At 55.6% G+C, this 23431-nt stretch carries 25 protein-coding genes; 12 read left to right on the forward strand and 13 right to left on the reverse strand.

Translation table 11 applies throughout. The features are described 5' to 3' along the window. The first annotated feature begins 21 nt into the window (after positions 1–21). Positions 22–537: a HEAT repeat domain-containing protein gene (locus tag J2T58_RS06175; RefSeq protein ID WP_253488238.1), complete on the forward strand. Its 516-nt coding sequence runs from the start codon at positions 22–24 to the stop codon at positions 535–537. Here J2T58_RS06175 and J2T58_RS06180 read toward each other — a convergent pair. From J2T58_RS06180 to J2T58_RS06195, 4 genes are read right to left on the reverse strand one after another with little or no spacing between them, the layout of a single operon-like run. Then, positions 527–901 (reverse strand): hypothetical protein, encoded by a 375-nt coding sequence (locus J2T58_RS06180; protein WP_253488239.1) that lies wholly within the window; start codon positions 899–901, stop codon positions 527–529. The two genes, J2T58_RS06175 and J2T58_RS06180, sit on opposite strands and share 11 nt — an antisense overlap. Further along, positions 882–1514, reverse strand: a complete 633-nt coding sequence (locus J2T58_RS06185) for an ArsR family transcriptional regulator (protein WP_253488240.1) — start codon at positions 1512–1514, stop codon at positions 882–884. The genes J2T58_RS06180 and J2T58_RS06185 overlap by 20 nt, the downstream gene beginning before the upstream one ends. Before the next feature lie 41 nt (positions 1515–1555). Further along, complete coding sequence (guaB, locus tag J2T58_RS06190; RefSeq protein WP_253488241.1) at positions 1556–3019, reverse strand: IMP dehydrogenase; 1464 nt, start codon at positions 3017–3019, stop codon at positions 1556–1558. 2 nt (positions 3020–3021) lie between these two features. After that, complete coding sequence (locus J2T58_RS06195; protein WP_253488242.1) at positions 3022–3714, reverse strand: (5-formylfuran-3-yl)methyl phosphate synthase; 693 nt, start codon at positions 3712–3714, stop codon at positions 3022–3024. 40 nt (positions 3715–3754) lie between these two features. On the opposite strand from J2T58_RS06195, the gene J2T58_RS06200 reads away from it, so the two are divergent. Then, positions 3755–4429 (forward strand): HisA/HisF-related TIM barrel protein, encoded by a 675-nt coding sequence (locus tag J2T58_RS06200; protein WP_366518451.1) that lies wholly within the window; start codon positions 3755–3757, stop codon positions 4427–4429. A gap of 50 nt (positions 4430–4479) precedes the next feature. Beyond that, the gene (gene tmk, locus J2T58_RS06205) at positions 4480–5034 is read left to right on the forward strand and encodes a dTMP kinase (RefSeq protein ID WP_436262635.1); all 555 of its coding nucleotides are present in this window, start codon (positions 4480–4482) and stop codon (positions 5032–5034) included. On the opposite strand, the gene J2T58_RS06210 is transcribed toward tmk, so the two are convergent. Further along, positions 4997–7591: a valine--tRNA ligase gene (locus tag J2T58_RS06210; RefSeq protein WP_253488243.1), complete on the reverse strand. Its 2595-nt coding sequence runs from the start codon at positions 7589–7591 to the stop codon at positions 4997–4999. The two genes, tmk and J2T58_RS06210, sit on opposite strands and share 38 nt — an antisense overlap. Before the next feature lie 98 nt (positions 7592–7689). Between J2T58_RS06210 and J2T58_RS06215 the strand changes: the two genes are divergently transcribed. Further along, a complete protein-coding gene (locus J2T58_RS06215; RefSeq protein ID WP_253488244.1) occupies positions 7690–8889 on the forward strand; it encodes a TIGR00297 family protein in 1200 nt (399 codons plus the stop codon). Positions 8890–9011: 122 nt separating this feature from the next. Here the strand turns inward: J2T58_RS06215 and J2T58_RS06220 are convergent, their stop codons facing one another. Both J2T58_RS06220 and J2T58_RS06225 read right to left on the reverse strand, forming a co-directional pair. Beyond that, on the reverse strand, positions 9012–9845 hold the full coding sequence (locus J2T58_RS06220; protein ID WP_253488245.1) for a DUF7847 domain-containing protein: 834 nt from the start codon (positions 9843–9845) through the stop codon (positions 9012–9014). 2 nt (positions 9846–9847) lie between these two features. Continuing rightward, positions 9848–10438 carry a pyruvate kinase alpha/beta domain-containing protein gene (locus J2T58_RS06225; RefSeq protein ID WP_253488246.1) on the reverse strand — a complete coding sequence of 197 codons (591 nt, stop codon included), beginning with the start codon at positions 10436–10438 and terminating at the stop codon, positions 9848–9850. 37 nt (positions 10439–10475) lie between these two features. On the opposite strand from J2T58_RS06225, the gene J2T58_RS06230 reads away from it, so the two are divergent. From J2T58_RS06230 to J2T58_RS06240, 3 genes are all read left to right on the forward strand, one after another. Beyond that, the gene (locus tag J2T58_RS06230; protein WP_253488247.1) at positions 10476–11642 is read left to right on the forward strand and encodes a redox-regulated ATPase YchF; all 1167 of its coding nucleotides are present in this window, start codon (positions 10476–10478) and stop codon (positions 11640–11642) included. Between the two features lie 46 nt (positions 11643–11688). Further along, a complete protein-coding gene (locus J2T58_RS06235; protein ID WP_253488248.1) occupies positions 11689–12009 on the forward strand; it encodes a hypothetical protein in 321 nt (106 codons plus the stop codon). Positions 12010–12217: 208 nt separating this feature from the next. Then, positions 12218–13381: an ATP-binding protein gene (locus tag J2T58_RS06240; RefSeq protein WP_253488249.1), complete on the forward strand. Its 1164-nt coding sequence runs from the start codon at positions 12218–12220 to the stop codon at positions 13379–13381. Here J2T58_RS06240 and J2T58_RS06245 read toward each other — a convergent pair. From J2T58_RS06245 to larB, 3 genes are read right to left on the reverse strand one after another with little or no spacing between them, the layout of a single operon-like run. Continuing rightward, on the reverse strand, positions 13372–13782 hold the full coding sequence (locus J2T58_RS06245; RefSeq protein ID WP_253488250.1) for a hypothetical protein: 411 nt from the start codon (positions 13780–13782) through the stop codon (positions 13372–13374). The two genes, J2T58_RS06240 and J2T58_RS06245, sit on opposite strands and share 10 nt — an antisense overlap. 36 nt (positions 13783–13818) lie before the next feature. Beyond that, positions 13819–14325, reverse strand: coding sequence for a nicotinamide-nucleotide adenylyltransferase (locus tag J2T58_RS06250; protein WP_253488278.1), 507 nt, complete (start codon positions 14323–14325; stop codon positions 13819–13821). Continuing rightward, positions 14325–15092 carry a nickel pincer cofactor biosynthesis protein LarB gene (larB, locus tag J2T58_RS06255; RefSeq protein WP_253488251.1) on the reverse strand — a complete coding sequence of 256 codons (768 nt, stop codon included), beginning with the start codon at positions 15090–15092 and terminating at the stop codon, positions 14325–14327. Before larB ends, J2T58_RS06250 begins: the two co-directional genes overlap by 1 nt. Positions 15093–15135: 43 nt before the next feature. Here larB and J2T58_RS06260 point away from each other — a divergent pair, with 43 nt between their 5' ends. The 4 genes from J2T58_RS06260 (at position 15136) to J2T58_RS06275 (ending at position 18876) form a co-directional block, all read left to right on the forward strand. Next, a complete protein-coding gene (locus tag J2T58_RS06260) occupies positions 15136–15441 on the forward strand; it encodes an ABC transporter permease (protein WP_253488279.1) in 306 nt (101 codons plus the stop codon). Between the two features lie 15 nt (positions 15442–15456). Beyond that, on the forward strand, positions 15457–16680 hold the full coding sequence (gene hisS / locus J2T58_RS06265) for a histidine--tRNA ligase (protein WP_253488252.1): 1224 nt from the start codon (positions 15457–15459) through the stop codon (positions 16678–16680). Next, a complete protein-coding gene (locus J2T58_RS06270; RefSeq protein ID WP_253488253.1) occupies positions 16667–18469 on the forward strand; it encodes a DNA topoisomerase VI subunit B in 1803 nt (600 codons plus the stop codon). Before hisS ends, J2T58_RS06270 begins: the two co-directional genes overlap by 14 nt. Before the next feature lie 68 nt (positions 18470–18537). Beyond that, entirely contained in the window at positions 18538–18876 is a 339-nt protein-coding gene (locus J2T58_RS06275) for a hypothetical protein (protein WP_253488254.1), read from the forward strand. On the opposite strand, the gene J2T58_RS06280 is transcribed toward J2T58_RS06275, so the two are convergent. Continuing rightward, positions 18877–19458: a carbonic anhydrase gene (locus J2T58_RS06280; RefSeq protein ID WP_253488255.1), complete on the reverse strand. Its 582-nt coding sequence runs from the start codon at positions 19456–19458 to the stop codon at positions 18877–18879. It lies immediately after the preceding gene. Positions 19459–19566: 108 nt separating this feature from the next. Next, complete coding sequence (gene ilvD, locus J2T58_RS06285) at positions 19567–21210, reverse strand: dihydroxy-acid dehydratase (RefSeq protein ID WP_253488256.1); 1644 nt, start codon at positions 21208–21210, stop codon at positions 19567–19569. Positions 21211–21286: 76 nt separating this feature from the next. Here ilvD and J2T58_RS06290 point away from each other — a divergent pair, with 76 nt between their 5' ends. Continuing rightward, entirely contained in the window at positions 21287–22858 is a 1572-nt protein-coding gene (locus J2T58_RS06290; protein WP_253488257.1) for a CHASE4 domain-containing protein, read from the forward strand. Between the two features lie 333 nt (positions 22859–23191). Here the strand turns inward: J2T58_RS06290 and J2T58_RS06295 are convergent, their stop codons facing one another. Next, complete coding sequence (locus J2T58_RS06295; RefSeq protein ID WP_253488258.1) at positions 23192–23419, reverse strand: hypothetical protein; 228 nt, start codon at positions 23417–23419, stop codon at positions 23192–23194. Between the last annotated feature and the right edge of the window lie 12 nt (positions 23420–23431).

Raw genomic sequence — 23431 nt, forward strand, 5'->3', positions numbered from 1 at the left:
TATCTTCCAAAAGAAGATAGTATGGCAGGGCAAAGAGAGATCATGCATCTTCATCCGGATGAGAGGAGCACCGTCTCTTTTGAGGAGACTGTGACAGCAATGCTTACCGCACCATCTGCCGACGAGAAGATAACCCATCTGAGATCTCTTACAGCGATGGATGGCCGCCGTGCCATCCCTCATCTCATTGCGGCACTGCGGGATGATGATAAAACGGTCCGGGCCTCGGCATCCGCATTCCTTACCTCCATCGGTGAGGGGGCTATTCCTGAGCTTGCAGCACTTCTGAAGGATCAGTGGTGGATAGTCCGGTACCGTGCCTGCGAGGCACTCGGGGAGATGAAGAGTTCCCAGACGCTTCCTCATCTCAGAAGATCCCTCCAGGATGAGAGGGATCATGTCCGGTACATGGCAGCCAAAGGGCTCGGCAGTCTTGGCAATCCTGCTGTTATTCAGGATATTACACCGCTCCTTGATGACGAGAACCCGTATGTCCGGGATATGGCACGGCGGGCGATTCAATCTCTCAGAGGGTGAAGAAGACCGGTTTGCGGCAGAGGATATCCATCACCCCGTTGCGCACCGTGTAATTTGAATGGAAGACATTGATCCTGGTCGGGAGGGGTATCCAGGTCTCGTGTTCGTTGACGACGATGGCAACTCTCTCCCTCTCGATCCTGGCATAGGGTGCCGATTTCAACATATTCTCAGGCGGGAGTCCGGCGGTGATATAAATCCGGTTTTCTGTCTCGATCATCTCAAATGGGAGATCAGCCGGGGGGGAGTAGGTTGGAACCAGAAGGTACCCGCCAAATCCGCCTTCGGGCCTGAGGATACACCCAATGATCCGCAGGGTTCCGGGACGCTTCCTGTACTCATCTTCAGGTCTGTACTGCTCCATACATCCCGGCAATCCTGTACCGTTCCCCCTCCTTCGTGACGATACCCCTTGATCCCAGACGCCCAAGCGCTATAGTGACCGCCTCTGGATCCCTCTCCATCACTTCGACGAGCTCGCCGAGGGTGAGATCCTGGTGGGAGAGCGTGATGATGATATCAAGATCCAGGTCGTCTTCACAGACCCCCCTGCTCATCCTGAAGATATCGTTCATCGTCGCCTCGATATCATGCTCAAGATTCTCAAGGGTGTCAAGGATACTCTCCCGTGCCCGTGCCATGCGCCTGAGCATTGAGAGGGATTCGATAAGACGGAGATCGGCTGAAGGGAGGCCTGCCACCCGCATCCCGTCTCCGTTCTTCCTCATCGAGACGACGATGTCAAATTCCTGGGAGAGATAATAATATTTCCTCCTCCGTTCATCGAGGAAGGAGGAGATGAGTGCCTCCCGCTCCATCATACCGAGATGATCGATCACCGCTTTTGGTGATATGATGAGACGGTCGGATATCTCGGTGACAAAACAGGGTTTTTGCCGAAGCAGCTCGATAATCCGCCTTCGATTACGATTTCCAAGGATGTCGAGCAGGCGGGAAACCTCGACGTGATTAAGCATACTAACATTATGTTAGGATTTTTAGTATAAAAAAGTTGGTATCAGGTGAGCCGATAGTTCGGGGCTTCATCTGTTATCATGATGTTATGTGGATGGCTCTCGTTGTATCCCGCTGAGGTGATCCTGACAAAACGTGACCGCTTCTGGAGGTCAGTGATCGTCTTTGCACCGGTATAGCCCATCGCCGACTTGAGGCCGCCGATAATCTGGTAGATGATATCAGATACCTCGCCGATATAGGGGATTGCTCCCTCGACACCTTCCGGCACAAACTTTGTTGCACCGATCCCCTTTGACTGGAAGTACCGGTCACTTGACTGGCCGCCTGTCATGACACCAAGCGATCCCATTCCACGGTACTGCTTGTACCGCCGTCCTTTGATGACGATTATCCTGCCGGGCGACTCATCGGTTCCTGCAAGCATACTCCCCATCATCACGCAGTCCGCACCCGCAGCGATCGCCTTTGCGACATCACCTGAGTACCGGATGCCACCGTCAGCGATCACCGGGACTCCTGTACCGTTCATCACATCCGCAACCGCCGCGATGGCCGATATCTGGGGTACTCCGACACCGGCGACGATCCGGGTTGTACAGATCGATCCCGGACCTATACCGACCTTGATCCCATCGACATCATTCACAAACTCTTCTGCTGCCTGCCGTGTTGCGATATTCCCTGCAACGCAGTCGGCCTTTGCGCTCTCCTTAATCTCGCGGAACGCCTTGACGACCTTCATGTTATGGCCATGGGCGCAGTCGACGACGAGGGCGTCAACCTCTGCGTCATCAAGGAGCATCGCACGTTCAAAGTCGAATGGGCCAACGGCTGCTGCCACCCGGAGGCGGCCATGTTCATCCCTGTTTGCACGGGGGAACTGCCGCTTCTCGAGGACATCCTGCATCGTGATGATTCCAAGCAGGCCCCCATCAGCATGAAGGACGGGGAGCCGTTCCACCTTGTTTGTGTACATGATCTCAAGGGCCTGCTCAGGGGTGATGGATTCATTGACACTGATGGGATCATGGGTCATCACCCTGTTGACCGGTTCACTCCCGCGCTTGCCGACAATTGCCCGTATATCACGTCTGCTGACGATACCGACCAGATTGCCATCTTCAAGAACCGGAACTCCTCCGATACCATGTTCGTTCATCAGTCGCTCAACGGCGATGATGGTCGCTTCCGGCTCAACAAAGAGAACATGCCGTTCGATAAGATCCTCGGCACGCTTGACAATCCGGACCATCTCCGCTTCATCTTCTGCGGTGAGGTTCCGGTGGATCACACCGATTCCACCCTCCCTTGCAAGGGTGACTGCCATATGGGACTCGGTGACGGTATCCATCGCAGAACTGCAGATCGGAATGTGGATAGGAACATTCTTTGAGAATCTGGATCTGACATCAGCCTCACTTGGCTCAACATAGGACTCAGCAGGCTCGAGGAGAACATCATCGAATGTCAGTGAGTATGGGATCTTGAACTTCTCTTCAAACATGATTACCCCCGGATGAGATCAATCGCCTTCTCGACCAGTGCCGGATTGATAACACCTGATCGATCGCCGCCGCAGACCATGCCCCGCACACCGATGATATCGGGATCTATCCTTCTGAGGAGGGGAAGATCCTCAAATTTGAGGGTTCCGGCAAGTGCCGTCTTCATATTGAGCCGGCGGTTCTCCCGTGTAAACTCAGTCAGCTCGCTCTCATCCATAAACTCAAAGGTGCTCTTCCCATCCTTAACTCCTGTGTCGACCATGGATACATCCGCCCCCTCTTCGGCGGCAATCTGTGCCATATCAAACGGGGATATCGCATTGAGGCGTTCATAGTCTGAGTATGCGGCGATGACGACCGTCTTCTCAGGAAACTCCGGCTTGATCGCCCTGACGACGGCCTGGATCACCGAACGCGCATCATCCTGATCTGAAAACAAGAGTCCAATCTTGACATAATCGGCACCTGCGCAGGCTGCACCATACGCTGCAAGCGCGGCTGTTCCTGGTTTCGGGGAGAAATCACCGATGGCAGCAGATACAGGCTTCATTCCGGCCAGTTCCTTGATAGATCGGATTACCCATGGGAAGTTTGCACCAAGGGATCCCTCTGCAGGACGCTTCACATCGATAATGTCAGCTGAAAGAGAGAATTTCGCCTCTTCCAAAGAACTCGGGCTGACAAGCAATTGCATAGAACTTAATGATCCCGGAGGATAATAGTGATTACGTTTCATGATGAAGCTCGTTTGTGCAATGGATCTCCTGGGTGGCCAGGTGGTGCATGGGAGGTCCGGGAATCGATCTTCCTATACACCGCTCACCTGGGGACTCTCCCCGACGGCGGAGCCGGGAGGATATCTCAACGTGATCCGTCCGCGGTATCTGTATATCGCTGATCTCGACCGGATTGCCGGAACCGGATCCCATGATGAGCTTGTTCTCGGCTTCTCCGGGCTCGTCGACCGCTGCTATCTGGATCGTGGATGCCGGTTTCCCGGTGATATCCTCAGAGCACCCTTTATTGAGAATGTCATCGGCACCGAGACGGCAGGGCCGGATCTCTCTGGTTTTTATGGCGGATATCTCAGTGTGGATGTGAAGGATGGGCACGTCGTCCCGACCGGTGAGGATCCGGTCTCCCTCCTCTCCCGCGCAGAGACGATGCAGTTTGATGGATGTATTTATTTACAGATCACCGCTGTAGGGTCTTCCTCAGGGATCGATCCCGGCGAGGCGGCGCGTATCCGATCGGCAACCGATCTCTCCCTCTTCTATGGAGGGGGTGTCCGGGGTGAGGAGGATCTTGGCATCCTCCATGATGCCGGGTTTGATGGCGCGATTATCGCAACTGCGCTTCATACCGGAGCCATACCACCTGATCTCATCAGGAGGGGTCTCTTCTGCTGATAACGATCGAGGGGATTGACGGCGCGGGGAAGAGCACCCTCCTTGCCTCGCTGAAGGAGGAGCTCTCCGATATTGATCCCCTCTTTACCCGTGAGCCCGGTGCAACATGGATCGGACGGGTCGTCCGTCAGGCCATCGCCGAGGAGGTCGATCCGATCGCCGAGGCGCTCCTCTTTGTTGCCGATCACGCGATGCATTGTGCATCGGTCATCCGACCTGCCCTTGATGACGGCCGGATGGTGATATCGGATCGCTATACCGATTCCCGGTTTGCATATCAGCAGGTAACCCTGCAGGGGCATCTCCCGGATCCCCGGCGCTGGCTGGCCGCTCTTCACGAGGGCTGGTCGATACAGCCGGATCTCACATTCCTTCTTGTTCTCCCGGTTCATCGTGCGCTTGAGCGGCTTGACGAGAATGGTACCCGTGAGCATTTTGAGAGGGAGGAGGTTCTCACCGCAGTGTGGGCGGAGTATCTGGCACGGGCAGAGGCGGAGCCTTCACGATTCATCCTGGTTGATGCCGAAGAAGAGAGGGGGGTGATCGCCTCCTTTGTTGCAGAGGAGATCAGGCGCGTTTATGAATTGCGAGGACGACATCCCTGATCGTGAGGATATCGACCTCTTCTCCCTCGATTGCGTAGGAGTGAACAAGGGTATAGGCCCCGTCAGGAATTGCGATCTCATCATCTCCAATCCTGACCGAGGTGATGCCTTCCTTCAGGGTCTCAATCGGGAGATCACGGATCGCCTGCATGACGGCGCCGGCCTGTTTTCTGAAGGTGGGGCCGATGATCCCCATGTTGAAGGTGATATCCGAGACGATCCGATCTAGATTCGGTGCAGCGGATCGCCAGTCAATATCAGCGTTTACCGTCCTTCCTGCATCGCCGCCATCATTGAACGAGATGCCCGGAGTATAGATGGTGACATGGCCGAGAGGGGCGTTTAAGGCAAGCCCTTCATCATGTTTGTACTTCCTCAGGAGTGAGACGATGGTGACAACGAGATCCCCGTCTTCCAGGTCCTTCTCATCGTACTCCGGGAGAGCCGGCCATTCCTGGTCGATGACCCTCTCTCCGGTGAGGTGATGGTAGCACTCTGCTGCAAAGAATGGTGTATAGGGTGCCATGCAGCGGCATAGGGCATCAAGGGTCGTCCTGAGGGTGGATGCCGCACCGGAACGGGACGGCGTGTCGCCATAGAGCCTCCCCTTGACGAGCTCAAGATAGTTGTCTGCAAGGGTTGACCAGGCAAAGTCCCGGAGTGCCTTCAGCCCCCGGTCGAACTGGTTGTTGTCAAGTGCCGTTGTCACCTCGTCGACGGTCTTCCTCAGGTGTGCAAGCAGCCAGCGGTCCGCAAGTTCTGTGGTTGGATCTGGTCTGATCTCATCCCGGCGTATCTGAAGGAGGGAGAACCGGACGATGTTCCACATCTTCGTCTGGAATCGTGATGCCGCGACGACGTCGTTCCATGAGAAGGTGATATCGGATCCGGTTGCGCCGCCGGCAGCGGCCCATTGCCGGAGGGCGTCGACGCCGTACTTGTCGATCAGTTCATCGGGAGAGATGACGTTGTTCCTGGATTTTGACATCTTAAATCCGTCCTCTCCAAGAACCATCCCGTTGATGAGGATGCCTTCCCAGGGCTTCTCACCGGTGAGGGCAAGGGATCTGAGGATGGTGTAGAATGCCCATGTCCTGATGATATCATGGCCCTGGGGGCGGAGCTGGGTCGGATAGAGCGCAGGGGTGGTCTTCCCGTCCCATCCTGAGACGACGAGCGGGGATATGGATGAGTCCATCCAGGTATCGAGGACATCGGTCTCTCCCTCCCATTCTGTTGATCCGCATGACGGACAGGGTGTCGAGGGGGATTCGACCGTCGGATCAATGGGGAGATCAGCCTCATCGGGGGTGAGTAATTCGCCACAGGCTGTACAGAACCAGACCGGAATCGGGGTGGCAAAGAGCCGCTGCCTGGAGATGCACCAGTCCCATTCCATCTGGGATGTCCAGTTCAGGAGCCGGGTGAGCATATGCTCCGGGAACCAGGTGATCTCCTTTGCGGCTTCGGTGATCTCATCGGGTCTGACCCTGACAAACCATTGTCGTTCAGAGAGGATCTCGATCGGTGTCTCACACCGCCAGCAGGTGCCGACACGCTGGGGGAGCTCCTCCTGGCGGATCAGGATATCCTCCTTTGTCATATCGGCGAGGATGGCGTCGCGGCACTCCTTCGCCCTCATCCCGGTATAGGGTCCGCAGATGGCGGTCATCCTGCCGGTGTGATCGATCGCTTTCCGGAGGTCAAGATTGTGTGTCTTCCACCAGACGACATCCTGTTTGTCGCCAAATGTACAGATCATCACAGCGCCTGATCCGAATGAGGGATCGACCGTCTCATCCTCGATAACCGGGACCTGGTATGAGAAGAGCGGGACGGTGAGGGTTCCCCCTCTGAGGCTGGTGTACCGTTCATCATCGGGGTGGACGGCGACGGCGACACAGGCTCCGAGGAGCTCGGGCCGTGTTGTTGCGATCTCAACGCCATCGAAGGTGAAGTAATTGAGGAGGGTGGTATTCTCCGTATATGCAACCTCCGCAAATGCGATGGCGGTTTCACACCGGGTACAGTAATTGACGGGATGATCGGACTGGTAGATGTACCCAGATTTGAGCATCCTGAGGAATGATGCCTGTGTCAGGCTGTAGTACTCCGGCTCCATCGTGATGTACTCGTTGCTCCAGTCCACAGAGAAGCCCATTACCCTGATGGAGCGGCGCATCATCTCAATGTTCTCACGGGTCAGCTCCTGGCACATTGCCCGGAACTCATGTCGTGGGAGATCATTTTTTGTGATCCCATGGATCTCCTCGACCTTCACCTCGGTCGGGAGGCCATGGCAGTCCCAGCCCTGTGGAAACATGACATTGTATCCGCGCATCCGCTTATACCGCGCGATGATATCCATGTAGACCCAGTTCAATGCATGGCCGATATGCAGTCTGCCGGTCGGGTACGGCGGTGGTGTGTCTATGATGTACCTCGGCTTTGTTGAGGCCCGGTCAAAGTAGAAGTCTTCGTCACGCCATGTATCGAGCCATCGTTGCTCAACCCCGGCATAATCATAGGTTTTATCGAGATCCTCTGGTGACGACATTTATATCTGGTTGTCATCGTCATCTGATATACTGTTCGCACAACCGGACGAGCCTGTACGAAGATTCTTCTCTCTATTTGACCAAACCTTTAGTATCCATGAAGATTCAGCCACGCCTCCTGCTGGCCACGGGTATCGCCATCCTTGGTATCCTGCTTGCCCCGTATATTCAGCCAGCGTGGCTCTTCTCAATCTTTGTCATCGCATTCTCGGCTGTCCTGTACCTGATCCGCGGTACTCAGTATATCTCCCTGGCACTCGGGGTGACGGCGATCCTCTATGGCGCCGGCCTTTTGCCGCTGGTTGCATTCGGGGGGACAGTGGCAATCGTGACGCTTGGCGAATTAGCATTCCGGGCCGGTGGTGAGGAGAAGCTTGCCTATATCCATTATACTGCGGGCGCAACCCTTGGAGCCCTCATCGTGATGGCATATCTTGGGAATATTCAGCCTCTGGTCCTGATCATCGGTGTGCTTGTTGCCCTCCTCCTCAGGTCTATCCTTGCGACCCGTGAGGATGCGTATATGATCATCATGCTCGGGGTGGCGATGACGATGTTCCTCTTCCTCGAGCTTGACTTCCAGGTTAATATCCTGCTCCTGATCCTTGCGGTGACGATAGCGCTCCTCTTCGGGTACTCATCGTTCCGTGTTGGTGCAGCTGACCTCTCCGGCCTCTTCTCGGGTGCGCTCATCGGCATTCTTCTGATCGTCTTTGCCGATGCCCGCTGGTTCCTGGTGATGCTCGCCTTCTTCATCATCGGATCGGCCAGCACCAGATACCAGTACCGAAAGAAGCAGCTGATGGGGGTTGAGCAGGAGCGTGGGGGTGCCCGGGGATATAAAAATGCCTTCTCAAACGGCCTTGTGGCGACCTGTGCGGCGATCGTCTTTGGGATCACACACGATCCGCTCTGGGTCGCCATCTTTGTCGGGAGCATCGCAACGGCGACGGCTGATACCGTCGCCTCGGAGATAGGGGTCACCGGGGGCCGCCCGTACATGATCACGACGTTTCAGCCCGTTCCGGAAGGGACAAACGGGGGGGTGACCCTCCGTGGCGAGATGGCGGCGCTTGTTGGCTCCCTGATCATCTCCGGCCTTGCGGTGCTCCTCGGGATGATCACACTCCCGGTCTTCCTCATCTGCACCCTTGCCGGGCTCATCGGGACAAATATCGACAGTATCGTCGGTGCAACTATCGAAAACCGTGGGATCATCGGTAATTCCGGGACGAACCTCATTGCAACCTTCGGGGGCGGGGTTGCAGCAGCAGTGCTGGTGCTTGTGCTGATCTGATCAGGAGATCGGTATCTGCTGCCTTATTTTGGATTGCGTGCGGTTCGCGTTCCGGCCTTTTGCAAAAAAAGAGTCTGAATCACACTCTGAGGGTGTGGGGCATGAAGGGGAATTCCCCCTTCTCAGTACTTATACCACCGCCCCTTCTCATCATACTCACCGATCTCCTGTTGAATGACAGAGATCTTCTCCAGTCTCCTGAAGAAGGCCGCCTTGAAGGTGAGGGTGAAGGGGGTGGCGATGAGTGCCCAGATGAAGAGGACGACTGCGGTTGCTGTGAGGGCATCAGGTCCGAGGAGTGCCATCACCTCATCGCCGGTCATTGCGCTGATGAGATCCGGATCCATCTCTGCAACCTCCGCCATCTTCTCCCAGAGGAGACCCATCCAGAGGAATGCAAGGCCGAAGAGGATGCCAAGCAGGATGATGATGTTTGCGGCGATGAAGAGGAGCACCTTCCAGCCATGGACCATGACCAGCGTGATGCTCGCACGGAGCGAGTCGAAGATCTTCTCATCCCGGAAGACGACGAATGTGTCGTAGAAGTAGGTGAAGAGGAAGATCGGAATCATGATCCACATCGCTATCATCATGGTGAAATCAGCGGTTGGCGGTATTCCAATCAGCGTCGTCGTGCCAATCACCAGCATGATGGTGATGATACTTGCAAAGATGATGACGAGGAGCGGAAGGAGGACCCGGAAGTAGTATGAGAGCCCGTACCGGAGATAGACGGACGGATCATTTGAATCCTCCCTGATGATCCCATAGCTTGCGGCGATGATGAACGGATAGACGAGGAGAGCGAGGATCTGGAACTGCCCGCCTGCGAGGGGATCTGATCCCGTGATCAGGATATCGCCTGCTGTGACTGCTGCGATGAGAAGGCCGGAGAGCCAGAGGAGCGGCCTGCGCTTCAGGAGCCCGACGGTATCTGCGAGTGCTTCACGGATCATGGTTACCGGTTCCTTGGCATCGCGATGATCTCCCTGACCTGGAGATCGAAGAAGGTGGCTGTATGTGCAGGCCGGATGACAGCGGCACAGTCTGCGCCGGTGGCAGTCCCGCCGACCGCGATCACCTCATTTTCGATCGGGATGGCGCCCTGGTCTGCTGCGATCAGCACCGATTCGACCGCAACCTTCAGCCCGACGGCAACAACGCGGCGGAGCGCCTCGGCAATCGCTTCGGATCGTGAGCCTCCACCGACACGCTCTGAACGTGAGAGGGCGCGTTCAAGCCCGGAGAGGGTATGTGTTCCGGTGACGATGGTATGGCCTTCGGCTCTGAGGGTTGCAGCGGCATCTTCGGAGAACTCCCAGACGCCGGGCTTTGAGAAGCCGACGACATGCGAGACGACAACGAGGCGTATCCCGGTTCCCCGGACCGCATCAAGGAACGCGAGTGCGGTCTTCCCGCTGGTGCTGGCGACCACGATCTGCGTACAATTCAGCAGGCGCGCCCGTTCGACCGCGAGATGAACCACATCTGCGGTATTCTCTTTTCCTGGCTTGTCAAAGTATGCCGTTTCTCGTGTGATGTAGCCCATGTATCTTAATATGCATCGGTCGTACAAGTGAATTACTATGATCACGCTTGCTCTTGCTGGTAAACCAAACTGTGGCAAGTCCACGTTCTTTAAGGCGGCGACCCTGGCGGATGTCGAGATCGCAAACTATCCGTTCACAACGATCGATGCAAACAATGGTGTCGCCTATGTCCGGTCTCCCTGCCCGTGCCGTGAGCTTGACCTTGACTGTGGACACTGCCATGACGGATTCCGGTTCATCAATGTCGGTCTCATCGATGTCGCGGGTCTTGTCCCGGATGCCCACAAAGGGAAGGGGCTTGGCAATCAGTTTCTTGACAACCTCCGGGCTGCCGATGCGATCATTCAGATCGTGGATGCAAGCGGGGGGACGGATGCCGAGGGGAACCCCGTTGATCCGGGGAGCCATGATCCGATGGAGGATATCCGGTTCCTCAGGTTCGAGATGGCAATGTGGGTTGCAGGCATTATTGAGAAGCATCTCCCGCGCCTTGCCCGTGCTGCCCAGGGGAAGGAGGCGGCACTCGTCGACCTTCTTGCAGAAGGGCTTGCCGGGCTCTCGATGACGGCTGATGATATCAGATCCGCACTCGCAGAGACCGATGTCGATCTCTTCACCGCCGATGGCGATGCACTCTGCCGGTTTGCCGATGCCCTGATTGCCATCAACAAGCCGATGGTGACGGTTGCGAACAAGGCTGATCTCGCATCACCAGACCTCCTTGCGGCATTTCCTCCGGAGGTCGTCAGGACAACGGCAGCGGCAGAGCTCGCCCTCAGAGGAGCCGTCTCTGCCGGGGTTATCTCCTATCTTCCTGGTGATCCCGACTTTACGGTCAAACCGGGTGGAACCCTCACTCCGCAGCAGGAGAAGGGGCTCTCAATGGTCAGGGCGGTGATGCAGAGGTTCAATGGAACCGGTGTGCAGGAGGCGGTGAACAGGGCAGTCTTTTCGCTCCTTGATATGATCGTCGTCTATCCCGTCGAGGATGAGACCCATTTCACCGATGGAAAGAACCGGATCCTCCCGGATGCCTTCCTGATGAGGCGGGGTTCGACCCCCCGGGATCTTGCGTACCGTGTTCATACCGATATCGGGAAGGGATTCCTCTATGCGGTTGACGCGCGGACAAAGATGCGGGTGAAAGACTCGACAGAGCTCAAGAGTGGGGATATCATCCGGATCGTCAGCACAGCGAAGTAAATGAGCGACAGGTTAAAGTAATATCAATCAAGAGAAGAGTATACGTATGGCAGGCGAGGTCTATCAGGCACAGGTGCTGAAGAACTTCTTCGATACCATCACCGGATCGGATAGAAACCTCACCCGCATTTCGATGTGTGTTGTCACCCTCGCAAAGCTCAGAAGCGAGGACCCTTCGAAGGTTACCTTTCTCCTCGACCAGATGCGCAAGTCACGCGAGAAGAAGGAGCTCTCCGTCGATATCCTCGATTATATGGTTGATGCCGCGGTCGCCCTGGATCTTGAGATCGTCCAGACCGCGTTTGGCGTCACCAACGTCAGGCAGATAGCCGATGACTTCGGTACCGTCTCCCTTGACTCATTCTAGTCCTTGATCGGATCTCTTCATTTTTCCCGTTGTACAGTGATGTCGGGAGTTTCAGTACAATGGCTTTCCATTTGTATTGATCAAAAGCTTCCATTCCAAATGATCAATAGTTTCCATTTGAAATGGATAGTTTTATGAGTTCTCCTCTTCCTGTACTGGTATGCTCCTGAAGAGTGAACTCTCGCGGATTCTCATATCTCAGAGGAATATGCTTCAAAATCGCGAATTCGGAATAATACGGGGGGATCTCGGGAAGGTGAAGCCTCTGTTGAATTTTGCCGTCATCATATCCGGTATCCGGAGATGTGGTAAAAGCACGCTCCTTCTTCAGTCAATGAAGAGAGAGGAGGAATTTTATTTCATGAATTTTGAGGATCCCCGTCTGGGTAGCTTTGATCTCAAGGAGATTGAGCTACTTCAGGAGGTCTTCATTGAGGAGTTTGGAGACCGGGATCTCTATTACTTTGACGAGATCCAGAACCTCCCAGGCTGGGAATCATATGTGCGATACCTTCTGGATCAGAATAAGAAGGTGATAATCACCGGATCTAATGCCTCTCTTCTGAGCCGGGAGCTTGGAACAAAACTGACCGGGAGAAACCTGCGTATAGAACTATTTCCATTCTCATATCAGGAATACCTTCTGTATATGAACAGGGAGGATTCATTCGATTCATTTCAGGCTTTCCTCTTCTCCGGGGGTTTTCCGGAGTACCTCAGAACAGGTCTTGATGAGGTTCTTGGGAACCTGCTCATGGATATTATCGCCAGGGATATCGTATTTCGTCACCTAATCAAAAATCCAGGCATTATAACAGATCTCGCCGTCTATCTGCTTGGGAATATATCAGGAGAGGTTACCCTCTCCCGGCTTCAGAAGACGTTTCCGGAGATCGGTTCGGTAACTACCCTGTCATCCTATATGGATCTTCTTGAAGATGCGTATATCCTCTTTACCGTACCGCGGTTTTCCTATTCCCCAAGAGTCAGGCAGGTTAACCCAAAAAAAGTGTATGCCATCGATAACGGGCTCATACGGGCAAACTCCATAGGATTTTCGGATGACCTGGGCAGGCTTCTTGAGAACCATGTCTTTCTGGAGTTGCGGAGACGATATCGGGAGATCTTCTATTTCCGCGAGAAGGGAGAGTGTGACTTTGTTGTGAAAGAGAAGGCGGTAGTCATACAGGCAATCCAGGTCTGCTATGAGGTCACCAGCCGGAATAAAGAGAGAGAGGTGGGCGGGCTGCTGGAGGCGATGGATCACTTCGGTCTGGAGAGGGGATATATTCTGACTGCTGATCAGGAGGACGAGATCCGGATTGCCGGAAGGGTTATCTCACTCATTCCGGCACGTACGTTTCAGTACTGATCTTTTTCAGGCTGAGCATCCTCTGAACGGGTTTGCTTCCTGTCTCCATCCCATTTGTGGATACGCCATTGGAGCCGTATCGTCAGGATGACGATGGTGAAGGTGAAGAAGACGAAGAGCGGGAGGCCTAAGGGGATGTCACCGGGGAGGAAGAAGAAGATGATCGCATAGAGCGGGGTGAACATTGAAACGAGATCCCGGCGTGGATCTGCAAAAGCCATCCCGCAGAGGAGGAGGGATGCGATGAAGCAGCCCCATATGCCTGGTGAGGCATAGATCGGAAGGGGAAGGGTGACCCCCATATAGACGAGGACGATACCAAGCACTGCAACCCCTGGTGTCAGGTACCAGTACCGGGAGATGGCTGCTGCAAAGGGTGGGGTGGGTTTCTTCTGTGCCATTGCTACCCTGTACCTTGTCCTCTGGTCTATAAATGTTCAATCGGTCTCTGCTATGGTTCTGAGCCGCTGAACGCCATCGATCTCGGAGATGACATCCACCACCGGCCCAGGGACATAGCTCTCCCATGGCTCACCATCAAGGATTCTCTGACGAATCGTCGTTCCGGAGAGAGACTCACGCTGGTACATCGGAGGTGATTTGACTCTGATATTTGCTTCCCTGAAGAGCTGGATGACGAGCGGGTTTGATGTATAGCAGATCTCAAACGGGGGTGACATCGAGGTGACATGCGAGACCCAGAGGGCGTTTCTTCTGATATCCTCGATAGGAATGACATAGAAGGGGCAGTCGATACTTTCAAGCGCGCGGGTGATCATCAGCACCCGTTCTCCGGCGGTAAACGGATTCTGGGTGTCATGCGAGAGCTGGGCACTCCCGACACCGATGATGATCTCATCAACCTCATCCGCAATCCCTTCCAGGACTGCCTGGTGGCCGTTATGGTAGGGCTGAAACCGGCCGATATAGAATCCGCGCCGGATCATCGACCTGCTCCGTGAGCGATCTGCGCAGCGAAGGCCCCTGCAGTGAACCCTGCGTCGATATTGACGACGGCAAGGACTGCACAGGACTGCAGCATACTCGCAAGTGCCGCCTCCCCTTTCCCCATGTACCCGTACCCGACCGAGACCGGCACCCCGATGACCGGTCGGCCGACAAGCCCTGCAACGACGGCAGGGAGTGTTCCTTCACGCCCTGCACAGACGATATAGGCATCGGCATCCTTGAGTTTCTGAAGTGCCGGGAAGAGGCGGTGGATCCCTGCCGCACCGACATCATATGCGGTGAGGGTGGTGCACCCCATCTCTTCGGCAATGATCCGCGCCTCCTCGGCGACACGGATATCGGAGGTGCCGGCGGTGATGATCGCAACCGTTCCGCCTGTCTTCGGTACCGGTCTGCCATCTGAGAGGATGATCATCCGTGCATCCGGGGAGTATTCGCAGGAGGCATCCGGGATCCCACTCCGCACCGCATCTGCCTGCTCTTCAGTCGCCCGGCTGGCAATGCACCGGCCGGTCGTCTCAAGATAGCGTTTCATGATTGCAACAAGGTGCGGGGTATCCTTCCCTTCCGCAAGGACGACCTCGGGGATCCCGCAACGGAGGGTCCGCCCAAGGTCGATCCTGGCAAGGGATCCCACCTCCTCAACCCGGAGTCCGGAGATCTCCTCCAGAGCCTCCTGCGGGGTTCTCTTCCCGGTCCGTACCTCCTCCAGGAGATCCATCAGGAATGGATGTTTCGCCATGATTATTATTATCAAGGGATGAGGCGCATATTAAGTGCATTGCATGAATATCCTCTTCTACGTCACCTGTTTTGGAGCCGCCGTCGTCATCTTCCTCTGGCTCCGCGACCTCCGGATCTACGGGCGGACAGGCAAAGCCGGGTATCGGAGGGCAGCCCTCCGGGGAGTCTTCTGGTCGGCGACGGGGCTTGCAGGTGTTGCAGCAGCGGATTTCAATCAGCCTTTCATCGGGATCGCTCTCGTCCTCGGTGCCCTGTATATGCAGGGGCAGGATGAGCGTGAGCGGGTCTGGACAAGCGAGGGTTCCCTTGAGCGGTTCCTCGGCGCGGTCAGGATACAGAAGAGATAAGCGACGTGGTATGTGATGATTCAGAGACCGAGAGGAACCCGGGATTTCTTCCCGGATGAACTGGAAGAACGGAGGGGTGTTGAGGAGACATTACGCAGGGCGGTATCGCGGTGGGGATACCGGGAGGTTGCAACACCCGAATTTGAGCATCTCGAACTCTTCACTATACGTTCCGGCGAAGGCATTATCGGGGAGATGTACGCATTCCAGGATAAGGGAGGCCGTGATCTCTCGCTCCGTCCCGAGCTGACCGCCCCGGTCCTCCGGATGTATGTCAATGAGGCGAAGGTGCTGAACAGGCCGGTCCGGTGGTACTACTTCGGGGACTGTTTCCGGTATGAACGGCCACAGAAGGGCCGCTACCGTCAGTTCTGGCAGTTTGGTATCGAGCTGATCGGTGCGGATACCGCACAGGCGGATGCCGAGGTGATCGCGGTCGGCTCTGATCTCCTCACTTCTGCCGGGGTGAGATTTGAACTCCGTGTCGGCCATCTCGCGATGATGAAGAGTCTCATCGCCGATCTCGGGGCCGATCACCAGAAGCAGGTGATGGGCTGCCTCGATAAGCGGGATTATGGTGCTCTTCAGACGGTGCTCCCGGAGGGTGATCTCGCGGAGCGGCTCACCGCACTCATCGAGTCACGAACCCTCGATGATGCGTTTGCGATCACCGGATCAATCCCCGAAGAGGAGCGGATTCGGGAGACATTTGCCCTCCTTGATGCACACGAGGTGGCATATACCCAGTACTTCGGCATTGCACGGGGCCTTGATTACTATACCGGCTGTGTCTTCGAGGCATTTGCCGAGAATCTCGGTGCTGAGAACCAGATTATGGGAGGTGGCGCCTACCGGCTCGCCCACCTCTTCGGCGGCGAGGATACCCCCTCCTGCGGGTTTGCCATCGGCTTTGACCGTGTGATGGTCTCCCGGGGTGAACAGGGGGTTCTGCGCCCGGTGACGGTTGCCCTGGTGGTGACGCCTGAAGGGAGACTGGCGGGTATCGGTGCTGCTGCATCATTCCGGAGAGCCGGTGTGCGGACGCTTGCTGATCTGACCGGAAAAAGTCTCTCGGCACAGCTCTCGTATGCGGCAAAACATGCAGACTTTGCCGTCGTCATCGGTGGCCGCGAGGCTGAGAGCGGGATGGTGACGCTTCGAAACCTCGGGAGCGGTGATCAGGAGACGGTTTCGGTGGATGAGGCGGTGCTCCGGGTGGTGAACGGTGGTTCTCGCTGAGGAACTGGCGAAGCAACAGAAGAGTATCAGTGTAGCGGAGTTCTTTGAGAAGAACAAGCATCTTCTCGGCTTCGACTCCCCGACACGCGGCATCATCACCACGATAAAGGAGGCGATAGATAATGCCCTCGACGCCTGTGAAGAGTCGATGGTCCTCCCTGATATTCTGGTGATCATCAGGAAGACGGGATCGGATACCTACTCAATTGCTGTTGAGGATAACGGTCCCGGTATCATGCCGGAGCAGGTTCCGTTCGTCTTTGGAAAACTGCTCTACGGCTCCCGGTTCCACCAGGTCAGGCAGAGCAGGGGTCAGCAGGGGATCGGAATCTCGGCTGCCGTCCTCTATGCCCAGCTGACGAGCGGAACACCCGCGGTGGTCATCTCACGGACCGGGGCGAAGACGAAGGCGCACCGGTTCACCCTGATGATCAGGACGGAGACGAATGAGCCGGATATCCTCTCGCATGAGGAGACAGACTGGGCGCTCCCTCACGGAACCAGGATCGAGCTTGAGTTTGCCAGCTCGATGGCTGCAAAGAAGCGGCTCCTTGAGTACCTGAAGTACACCTCCATCGTCAATCCGCATGCCCGGTTCCGGATCGAGATCGATGGCGAGGGGACGACCTTTGAACGGGTATCCGGTGAGGTACCCCCCTGCCCCCGGTCGATCAAGCCGCATCCGCATGGAATCGAGCTTGGTATCCTGAAACGGATGGCGGCGGGAAGCGATAGTCCGGTGGAACAATTCCTCCAGGAGGAGTTCTCGCGTGTCGGAAAGAAGACCGCCTCTGAGATCCTTGCCCTTGCATCGATAGAAGGGAGTCTTCCTGCATCATCACTCCCGCCACCAGATCTGAAGACGCTCCTTGCCACCATGCAGACGGTCCGGATCCCGGCACCACCGGCGCAGACCTGCCTCTCCCCAATCGGGGAGGAGCTTCTGGTTGAGGGGCTTGAGAAGGAGTTTGCCCTCGACTTTGTGAAGGCCCGGAGCAGGGCACCCGGGGTCTTCTCCGGACATTCCTTTGTGGTGGAGGCGGCAATCGGATATGGAGGGAGGCTTGATGCCGAAGGATCCGCAAAGATACTCAGGTTTGCAAACCGCGTCCCCCTCCTTTACCAGCAGGGGGCATGTGCCATCACCCAGTCGGTCCAGTCGATCAACTGGAAAGGGTATGGGATATCCCAGGCAGGCCTCCCGATGGGCCCGGTTCTGATCCTCGTCCATGTCGCCTCGACGAATGTCCCCTTTACAAGTGAGAGCAAGGATGCCGTCGCCTCCATCCCCGAGGTCGAACGTGAGATCGTCCTTGCACTCCAGGAGCTTGGCCGGGATCTGAAACTCTTCCTCTCACGGCGGGACCGGGGCAGGATAGCAGAGGATCGGGCACGTGCGGTCTGTGCCATCATCCCTGATATCGCCTTGAAGGTCGCAGAGATTGTGGAAGCTCCGGTCCCCGACACCTCGGCTATTGAAGGGAGGATCATGCGCCGCGTGGTGGTGAAGCGGGGGCTCCGTGGAGATGTGGTCTCTATCCGGGTTGATAACCATACGGCTAAGCCGGTTGAGCTGACACTCTACGATATCTCAGCAGATACCGGTGAGGGGGCGACCGTTCCTCCGCACTTCGTCTCTGATCTCGACGGGGAGACGACGAAGTGCTGGCGGGTCGCCCTGCCGCCGCATGAGTCATTTCAAACAACGTATCCCGGCTCCGGCGGCGGGAGCCTGACGGTGCAGGGGATCGATGAGTCGCAGATGGTTCTGCTGAATCTCGATGAGTGAGGGTGTATCTGCGGATACTCCCCTGCATCAAACGATGGTGCTAAATCGTCTCCATTCAGATATCTTCTATGGATATTGAGATTGAGATCATCGGTCTGTCTGAACTCCCCTGTGGACCGTTCCCCTGCGATGATGACCGCTCCTGTGAACTGACAGAATGTTTCCCGACCGAGCGTCTCCTGCCGGCTGTGGATGCACTGAAAAAGAAGCTCAGATCGGAATATGGTGATGGGATCAGCGTCACGCTTACCCTCCTCGACGATGGCGTCCCACGGCGGATACGCGATATCATCGAGGAGCATCAGCCGCCTCTCCCAATCGTCATCATCAATGGGCGTGTCACCCCGATTGGGCGGGTATCTCTCCATCATATTCGGAAAGAGATACAAAAAGAACTGGATAAGTAGTTATTTAACTTCTTCAAGGAGACCGGTTGCGAGATCGTAATATACCCCGTAAATCTCCACTTTTTTCCCTGCTTCGGCCCTCTTCACGATCGGATATGTCCTCAGATGCTCGATCTGAAGCCTGATATTCTCCTTCTCCATCTCAGTGAGCCTGTTCTTTGACTCTTCCGGGGTTATGGGTGCAGCTATCCGTGCATCGACCCTCCGTTTCGCCTCACGGGCATTGTCGATCCAGAGGGGGATATAGGAGTCATCCATCTCCTTGTCGAGTGCCTTGATCCCTCCGCATTCGGAGTGGCCACAGATGACGATACCCGGAACCCTGAGGTGGGCGACTGCATACTCAAGGACGGCAGCGAAGTTCCAGTCTCCGACCGGCACGATGTTTGCGATATTCCGGTGAACAAAGAGCTCGCCTGCATCTGCATCGATGATCCGTTCGGGTTCAACCCGCGAGTCTGCGCATCCGATCCAGAGTGCTTTTGGGCTCTGCGAGACGGCAAGGGCATCGTACCGTGCACGATCCTTCTCAAAATCCTTCTTGATAAAAGACCTGTTTCCTTTGATGAATTCTTCAATCATGTGAACACCGGGGTTATTCTCCCCTTTTTCTGATTCTGGTGATGAACCGATATAAACACTCTGAATTGAGGGTGCTGGAGATACGGCTTTTCCAGAGGAAAAAAAGGGTTATAATTCGACAGCACCGGAATCTGCCTGGCCGACGGTGCGTGCATAGCGTCCAAGCACCCCTTTGAGCGTGCGCGCCTTCGGCCTCCACATACTCCGTCTCCGGTCGAGTTCTGCCTCATCAACGTTTATATCCATACGTTTTGTCGTGATGTCGACGATGATCTCGTCCCCGTCCCTGACAAGAGCGATCGGGCCCCCGACCTCCGCCTCAGGTGCGACATGGCCGATGCATGGCCCCCGTGTTCCCCCGGAGAACCTTCCATCGGTGATCAGGACCACCTTCTTGTATCCAAGCCCCATCAGTGCTGATGTTGGTGCGAGCATCTCCGGCATCCCCGGACCCCCGCGTGGACCTTCGTACCTGATGATGACGACATCGCCTTCCCGGATCTCCCGTCCAAGGATCGCCTTGATCGCCAGCTCTTCGCCATCAAAGACACGGGCCGGTCCCCTGTGCTGCCACATGGACTCATGAACCGCCGCGTACTTGACGACGGCACCATTCGGGGCGAGGCTTCCGGAGAGGATCCGGAGGCCGCCGCTTGTATGGACCGGATCGGTGATCGGCCGGACAACCGTCTCGTCGATGAGCTGGATCTCTTCTGCGATCTGGTACACGGTCTTTCCTGAAACCGTCTCGGCATCCTCAAGCGAATCGATCAGCCTGTGAAAGACCGCCGGGATTCCGCCAGCCCTGTGAAGGGCGACCATTGCATGCGGCCCTGCCGGCTGCATATGGCAGATATGGGGTGTTGTGTCACTGATGCTGTTGAAGGTCTCAAGGTTCAGGGGAACCCCTGCCTCCCGGGCGATCGCCATGAGGTGGAGGACGGTATTGGTTGATCCTCCGAGCGCCATATCGACGCGTATGGCATTTCGGAGGCTCTTATTTGTGATGATATCGGTCGCGTTTGTTCCGGATCTGACGAGATCCATGATGCGCACTCCCGTCTCCCTTGCAACCCTGAGCTTCCCGGCTTCAACAGCAGGCATGGCGGCTGACCCGGAGATGGACATTCCCATCGCCTCGGTCATACATGCCATCGTATTTGCGGTGTAAAGACCCTGGCAGCTGCCGCATCCCGGCATTGCGGCGCATTCGAGGGCGCAGAGCGCCTCTTCGGGAACGGTTCCTGCGGCGACCTTCCCGACCGCCTCGAAGACATCGACGAGGGAGAGATCCTTCCCCTGAAGGTATCCTGGCATCATCGGCCCGCCGGTGAGCATGATCGCAGGGATGTCGAGGCGGGCAGCTGCCATCAGCATGCCGGGAACGATCTTGTCGCAGGTCCCGATACAGACGATACCATCGAACCGGTGCGCCTCTGTCATCAGTTCGATTGAGTCTGCAATATTCTCACGGGACGGAAGGGAGTACCGCATCCCCTGGTGGCCCATCGCAATCCCGTCACAGATTCCGATGACGCCAAATTCAAAGGGGACGCCCCCGCCTGCGGCGATCCCTTCCCTGACCTTCTGGGAGAGGTTCCGGAGATGGGTGTGGCCGGGGACGATATCGTTCCAGGCATTAGCTATCCCGATGAAGGGGAGATCCATCTCCTGATCACTGACCCCAAGTGAGCGGAGGAGGGAACGGTTTGGGGCACGAGGGTACCCTTTTTTTATTTCATCACTACGCATAGATGATCAGAAGTACCTTGATCTTTAAAATGATAAATCGTTGCGGGAAAGCGACTAGTTATATAATAATGATCTCATGAATGTCCGCACCCAGACGATTGCAATTATTGCGTCTGTCAGCCTCTGTCTCATAGCGGGCCTCGGCCTCGTCTCCCAGGGAGCAGTTCTTGATGGATTTGTAACCCTCGAAGAAGCTCATATCGAAGAGACGCTTGATCGTGTAGTTCGGACTATCGATCTCAAACAGGAGTACCTGGCGGGCTATGGCTATTATCTGGCACACTGTGACGACATCTCTCTTACGATGGCCGGGGAGCAGCCTGCATATCCAAATATATATCCCAGGACAGGTCTCTTTGAGTATCTCGATATCCATTACATCATTGTGACGGGTGAGGATGGGAGCGTCCTCTCAGCAGAAGGATATGATCCCCCTAATGAGCACCAGCTTTCCATCCCTCCCGAACTGTACCTTCTTCATCATGATCTCCTTCATCAGGGTCTTGATAAAACCGCGGGTTTTCTAAGGACCGGTGAGGGGCCGGTATTTGCTGTTCTTACTCCGATTGAGACAACCGCTGGTATGGTGACCTTCGGCCGGCTTGTTGATGAAGAATGGATTGCCGCCCTCTCTGAAGAGACCGGAGAAGTGATCACAATGACGATGGCTGTTGATTCTGATGAGGTGGTCATGATCGCCAGATCCCCGGATGGTACGGAGATCACCGGATCCCGTATTCTCAGCGATATGCAGGGGGCTCCTCTTATCCGTCTCTCGGTGACGGATGATCGGTCCATCTATGAGAAGGGGCGCCTGGCGTATCAGTCGGCGTTTTTTATCATCGCTTTTTTAACCCTGCTGTCAGGGATGGTGATCTATCTCTTCCTCAACCGGTCTTTCATCTCACGGATCGCCTCTCTCAACAGCCAGGTGCAGGAGATCAAAGGGGATTCTGTTGCCCGCGGCTCCGTCTACCTGGAAGGCGATGATGAGCTTGCCGGTCTTGCAACCTCCATCGAGGGGATGCTGGCATCCCTTGATCAGAAGCAGCAGAAGGTTCGGGAGAGCGAGGAGCGGTACAGGCGGATCTTCAATGCGGCAATGGATCCGATGCTCCTTGTGGCAATCGATCCCGATGGAAAACCTGGTCTGATCTGCGATGCAAATCAGGCCGCCCTCTCCCTCCTTGGGAGTGGGTATCATGACCTGACCGGGATGCGTCTATCCAAATTCTTTGATATGGAGGATAGGACTATTGAAAATGGGCTTTCTATCGGGCGTTTCCATCCCATCAGTGGTGAGTCGGTACCGGTTGAAGTGAGTATGCATACGTTTTATATGAATCACCAGCCTGCCGCCGTCTGGGTTGCCCGGAATATCTCCGAGCGGATCCGGGTTGAGGAAGAACGCCAGCTCTCACTTGAGCAGATCAGCCACAATATCGAACAGTTTGCCATCATCGGGGATAGTATCAGAAACCCTCTTCAGGCGATCAGAGGGTATCTCTTCCTTCTTAAGGAGGACTCGATGATTATTGAGGCGATTGATACGGAGATTGATCAAATCGATGATCAGATTACGCAACTGGATGAGAGGTGGCTGGAATCTGAGAATGTGATCAGATTCCTCAGGCGCAATAACAGGTAGCGATTATCTGCTCCATTCTTCCTGAACGCGGTCGGCGAAGGAGAGATCCTTTTCCGGAAGGTTCCAAGGCGTGGGTGGTCCATCCCGATACCCCCTGTGAAATGATAGGGATTGATTCGGAGTGCGTTTTGATGAGGTGGAATATCTGCTATTTATTGGTTATAATTTGCCTGATCTTTTAAAAAAGCTCAAATGATTATTATAAGGATATTTATATATTTTAGTTTGACATATCTCCGGTAGCCAGCATTTCACCGGCCCTTCTATTCCATGTCGTGTCGCAATAGACGTAGCGAAGGGTATGAAGAGCCATTTTAGCGGCTTAAAGGATGCTTACGCCGATTCTTCACACCCTGACACTTTCAATGATCCGCATCCCAATCCGGAGAAATGCCCCTTCACAAGGGAGACCTGGCCGGGCTCTATCTCCCACCAATACGCCATCCTGGGGCACGGGTGGGCAGACCCCCGGATCGGGGCTGGCATGATTGCTACCAGAAGCGTGATTGCTACCAGGATGATGACGGGCACGGGGAAGGTCCCCTGCTCTTCGTAAACCATGGAGAATGTGAT

This window comes from Methanocalculus alkaliphilus (assembly GCF_024170505.1).
GTDB lineage: Archaea > Halobacteriota > Methanomicrobia > Methanomicrobiales > Methanocorpusculaceae > Methanocalculus > Methanocalculus alkaliphilus.

Excerpts from the sequence above, each read along its gene's own strand:
- J2T58_RS06175 (WP_253488238.1), top strand. The coding sequence starts at position 22 with ATGGCAGGGCAAAGAGAGATCATGCATCTTCATCCGGATGAGAGGAGC.
- J2T58_RS06180 (WP_253488239.1), bottom strand. The coding sequence starts at position 901 with ATGGAGCAGTACAGACCTGAAGATGAGTACAGGAAGCGTCCCGGAACC.
- J2T58_RS06185 (WP_253488240.1), bottom strand. The coding sequence starts at position 1,514 with ATGCTTAATCACGTCGAGGTTTCCCGCCTGCTCGACATCCTTGGAAAT.
- guaB (WP_253488241.1), bottom strand. The coding sequence starts at position 3,019 with ATGTTTGAAGAGAAGTTCAAGATCCCATACTCACTGACATTCGATGAT.
- J2T58_RS06195 (WP_253488242.1), bottom strand. The coding sequence starts at position 3,714 with ATGCAATTGCTTGTCAGCCCGAGTTCTTTGGAAGAGGCGAAATTCTCT.
- J2T58_RS06200 (WP_366518451.1), top strand. The coding sequence starts at position 3,755 with ATGATGAAGCTCGTTTGTGCAATGGATCTCCTGGGTGGCCAGGTGGTG.
- J2T58_RS06210 (WP_253488243.1), bottom strand. The coding sequence starts at position 7,591 with ATGTCGTCACCAGAGGATCTCGATAAAACCTATGATTATGCCGGGGTT.
- J2T58_RS06215 (WP_253488244.1), top strand. The coding sequence starts at position 7,690 with ATGAAGATTCAGCCACGCCTCCTGCTGGCCACGGGTATCGCCATCCTT.
- J2T58_RS06220 (WP_253488245.1), bottom strand. The coding sequence starts at position 9,845 with ATGATCCGTGAAGCACTCGCAGATACCGTCGGGCTCCTGAAGCGCAGG.
- J2T58_RS06225 (WP_253488246.1), bottom strand. The coding sequence starts at position 10,438 with ATGGGCTACATCACACGAGAAACGGCATACTTTGACAAGCCAGGAAAA.
- J2T58_RS06230 (WP_253488247.1), top strand. The coding sequence starts at position 10,476 with ATGATCACGCTTGCTCTTGCTGGTAAACCAAACTGTGGCAAGTCCACG.
- J2T58_RS06235 (WP_253488248.1), top strand. The coding sequence starts at position 11,689 with ATGGCAGGCGAGGTCTATCAGGCACAGGTGCTGAAGAACTTCTTCGAT.
- J2T58_RS06240 (WP_253488249.1), top strand. The coding sequence starts at position 12,218 with ATGCTTCAAAATCGCGAATTCGGAATAATACGGGGGGATCTCGGGAAG.
- J2T58_RS06245 (WP_253488250.1), bottom strand. The coding sequence starts at position 13,782 with ATGGCACAGAAGAAACCCACCCCACCCTTTGCAGCAGCCATCTCCCGG.
- larB (WP_253488251.1), bottom strand. The coding sequence starts at position 15,092 with ATGGCGAAACATCCATTCCTGATGGATCTCCTGGAGGAGGTACGGACC.
- J2T58_RS06260 (WP_253488279.1), top strand. The coding sequence starts at position 15,136 with ATGAATATCCTCTTCTACGTCACCTGTTTTGGAGCCGCCGTCGTCATC.
- hisS (WP_253488252.1), top strand. The coding sequence starts at position 15,457 with ATGATTCAGAGACCGAGAGGAACCCGGGATTTCTTCCCGGATGAACTG.
- J2T58_RS06275 (WP_253488254.1), top strand. The coding sequence starts at position 18,538 with ATGGATATTGAGATTGAGATCATCGGTCTGTCTGAACTCCCCTGTGGA.
- J2T58_RS06280 (WP_253488255.1), bottom strand. The coding sequence starts at position 19,458 with ATGATTGAAGAATTCATCAAAGGAAACAGGTCTTTTATCAAGAAGGAT.
- ilvD (WP_253488256.1), bottom strand. The coding sequence starts at position 21,210 with ATGCGTAGTGATGAAATAAAAAAAGGGTACCCTCGTGCCCCAAACCGT.
- J2T58_RS06290 (WP_253488257.1), top strand. The coding sequence starts at position 21,287 with ATGAATGTCCGCACCCAGACGATTGCAATTATTGCGTCTGTCAGCCTC.
- J2T58_RS06295 (WP_253488258.1), bottom strand. The coding sequence starts at position 23,419 with ATGGTTTACGAAGAGCAGGGGACCTTCCCCGTGCCCGTCATCATCCTG.